The following is a 3,495-nucleotide window of genomic DNA, read 5'->3' as shown; positions in this document are numbered from 1 at the left end:
GCGCTGTTCCGGCTGGCACCCCATCGGCCGGCACCCCATCGGCCGACGCCGTACCCGCCGACGCGGTCCTTGCCAGGGCCGCCGCCACGGATCCGGCCGCGGCCTCCGCGCCGCCCACCGGGCCGAGGTCCACCAGGCGCGGACGCAGCCCCGGGTACTCGACGGCGGCCGTCCGGATCAAGCCCCAGACCGCGGCTCGCTCAGGCACCGGGCGGTCCTCGTCCGCCACCGGCTGCGCGTGCTCGGTCACCACGAAGAACCGTGCCTTGCGCTGTCGTTCGCCCAGCGTCTTGACCGCGGCGAGGGCTCCGTACAGGCCCGTGCGCAGCTCCTCGCGGGCCGGGCGGACGGGCCCGGTGTTCCACAGGTGCACCACACCCTCGACGGGCTCGCCGATGTCCTCCCAGAGGCGGCGGAAGGCGTCCTCGTCGATGTCGGGCATGATCCGGCGGCCGTCCCCCGCATCCCCCGCGTCGCCCACGCCTCCCCGACCCTCCGGTACGACCTCGACCACCTCGGCGCCCTCGGCCCGCAGAGCCCGGGCGGTGTGGACCCCCAGGGCGTCGGTGTCGCCGTGGTGCAGGACCACCCACGTCCCGGTCACGGGCTCGCGGGGCGCGGGCGCCGGGGCCTCCGCCCATTGGATCCGGGTGGCGAGCCGGGCGAGCGCCGCGCTCTCCGCCGAGACCGCCGAGACCGACAAGACCGGCGAAACAGACGCGGCAGCCGGGACCGCCGGGGGCATCCGGCGCATGCGTACGCCCGTCAGCTCGGCGACCGGCTCGCCCGACGGGGTGAGGACCAGGGCGTCCGCCACGGAGTAGGCGCCCTCCACGGCGGTACGGCGTACGCGGACGGTCACCGGGCCCGCCAGCCGGGCGAATCCGGGAAGGAGGGAGAACCGTGACACACCGATCGGCAGCAGCGGCACGGGAGCCGACCGCTCCGCCGGACCCTGGAGCGCGCAGCTCACCACCTGGAACACACCGTCCACGAGGAGCGGGTGGACGTACCAGGGCAGGGGTTCCGCGTCACACCGCAGGACGGCCTCGGCGACTCCGTCCCCGACGCGCAGGTCCCGTACGGTACGGAAGTCGGGGCCGTACTCCAGGCCGTGACGCGACCAACTGCCGTACAGCGCCTCGGGCGTGAGCCGTTCCTCGCAGGTGACGTGCCACACGGCCGGCGGAGCGGGGACGGCCGGCAGCGGCCGACCCGATCCGGTGGACAGCGCCTTGCGGTCCGGGCCCGCCGTCACCTCGAAGCGGGGGTGCGGGCCGAAGGTCACGTCCAGGGTGACGGTGCCCCGGCCGTCGTCGGGCACGGTGAACGGCCGGAGGAACGCGAGGTCGGTGAGTTCGAGAGGGGTGAACTCCCCGCGCCGGAGCAGGCCGAGGACGGCCATCTCCAGCTGCATCGAGGCCGGCAGGATCCCCGTACCGGCGGACCGGTGCTGGGCGATGAAGGAGTCGGTGCCGGCGAAGGTCTTCTCGTACGTCTCCACCCGGTAGGTCACGATGCCTCGTTCCCGTTCACGTAGTGCCGGTCGAACAGAGGGTGTCCGCCGGTGCGCGTTTCTCCAGTGGGCGGGAGGGGTGCGGTGAGGATGCTGGGCGCGGTGAGGCGCCGTCGCTCGAAGGGGTAGGTGGGGATGGTGGTGGTGCGCTGGCCCTTGCCCTGGTGGACGGCGTGCCAACGGACCTCTGCCTGGCCGTGGTTGTAGTGCGTCACCAGCGCGTCGTGGAGCTGCCGCTGGTCCGTGTGGCCGCGCCGCAGCGTGTGCGACCACCGCAGCCCCGGGTCCGGCAGACAGGCCCGGCCCAAGGTGGTGAGGACCGGCGTCGGGCCGATCTCCCAGAACACCCGCGCCCCCGCCTCACGCACCCGCGCCAGGCCGTCCGAGAAGAGGACCGGGCGGCGGATCGACTCCGCCCACACCCGCGGATCGGTGACCGTGGACGCGGTGTGCCAGTCGCCGGACAGTGTCGAGATCAACGGAACACGTGGGGACGACAGTTGGGTGGCCGCCACCGCGTCGGCGAACGGGGCCAGGGCCCCTTCCATGGCTGCCGAGTGGAAGGCATGACTGACCGTCAGCCGCGTGGTCCGATGGGACGTGGCCCGGCAGAACGCCTCCACGGCCGCCTCGGGACCGCTCACCGTCACACTCCGGGGAGCGTTGTACGCCGCGGCCTCCACCTCCGGATGCGCGGACAGTGCGGTGCGTACGGAGTCCGCGTCGGCGTGGACCACCGCCATGGCACCGCCCGTCGGGCAGGCCTGCATCAGCCGGCCGCGCAGCGCCGCCCACCGCATCACGTCCGGCAGGGACAGCACGCCGGCGGCCCAGGCCGCCGACAACTCGCCGACGCTGTGGCCGATCACCAGGTCGGGACGGATGCCCCACGACTCCAGCAGCCGCACCAGCCCGACCTGTACGGCCACGATCCCGACCTGGGCGAAACGTGTCTGGTCGATTGCCTCCTGGTCACCGCCGTCCCCGAACAGCACGTCGAGCAGAGGCCGTTCACAGAACGGGCCCGCCAGCTCGGCGCATTCGTCGACCGCCGCGCGGAACAGCGGCTCCGTCGCGTAGAGCCCCCGGCCCATCCCGCTGTACTGGGAGCCCTGTCCGGTGAACAGGAACGCGCCGGTCTCGGGCTGGTTGGCCAGGCGGCCCACGGGCCGGCCGCTCTCCGCCACGGCGGTGAGGCCGCTGATGAGTTCACCGGCGTTCGCCCCGGTCACAGCGGTGCGGTAGCGGTGGGAGGCGCGCCCGGTGTTGGCGGTGAAGGTGAAGTCACCCGGATCCTCGTCGGGCGCGGCGCCGAGGTGACGCGCGTAGGAGGTGGCCAGATCGCGTACGGCCTCTTCCGTCGTGCCGCTCACCCGCAGCACGTGGCTGTCCTGCGGCACCGACCGCCGCGCCGCGACGACCGGCGGCTCCTCGATGATGACGTGGGCGTTGACCCCACCCATCCCGAACGCGCTCAACGCGGCCCGGCGAGGAGACTCACCGTCCTTACGCAGCCAGGGAATCGACCGGTCCGCCACATAGAACGGGGTGTCCTCGAAGCGGATGTGATCGTTGGGGCGGGTCACGTGCAGGGTCGGCGGGATCTGCTCGTGTTCCATCGCCAGGAGCACCTTCACCAACCCCGCCAGTCCGGCGGCCGGTTCGAGATGCCCGATGTTGCTCTTCAACGAACCGATCGCGCAGAACTGCGTACGGTCCGTCTGCCGCCGCCACGCCCGCGTCAGGCCGTCCACCTCGATCGGATCACCCAGACTCGTCCCCGTCCCGTGCGCCTCCACCATCCCGATCGACTCCACGCCGACCCCCGCCCCCGCGTCCGCCAACGCGGCCGAGATGACGTCGTGTTGGGCCGTGCTGTTGGGGACGGTGAGTCCGCTGCTGCGGCCTCCGTGGTTGACGGCGCTCCCCTTGATGACCCCCCGCACGCGGTCACCGTCCCGTAGCGCGTCGGCGAGAGG

General features: G+C 73.0%; 2 protein-coding genes. Both read right to left on the bottom strand.

Annotated features, from left to right (window positions below; genetic code table 11):
* Positions 1–1,516: polyketide synthase dehydratase domain-containing protein (locus GT042_RS17995; RefSeq protein WP_202533047.1), on the bottom strand; the 1,516-nt coding region annotated here is incomplete at its 3' end.
* Positions 1,513–3,495, bottom strand: a 1,983-nt coding sequence (locus GT042_RS17990) for a type I polyketide synthase (RefSeq protein WP_161309734.1), incomplete at its 5' end; no start/stop codon positions are given. The genes GT042_RS17990 and GT042_RS17995, both read right to left, overlap by 4 nt.

Origin of the sequence: Streptomyces sp. SID3212 (assembly GCF_009865405.1) — a bacterium.
GTDB lineage: Bacteria > Actinomycetota > Actinomycetes > Streptomycetales > Streptomycetaceae > Streptomyces.
Note: the sequence above shows the minus strand (reverse complement) of the source record. Positions and strands in the feature narration are given on the sequence as shown.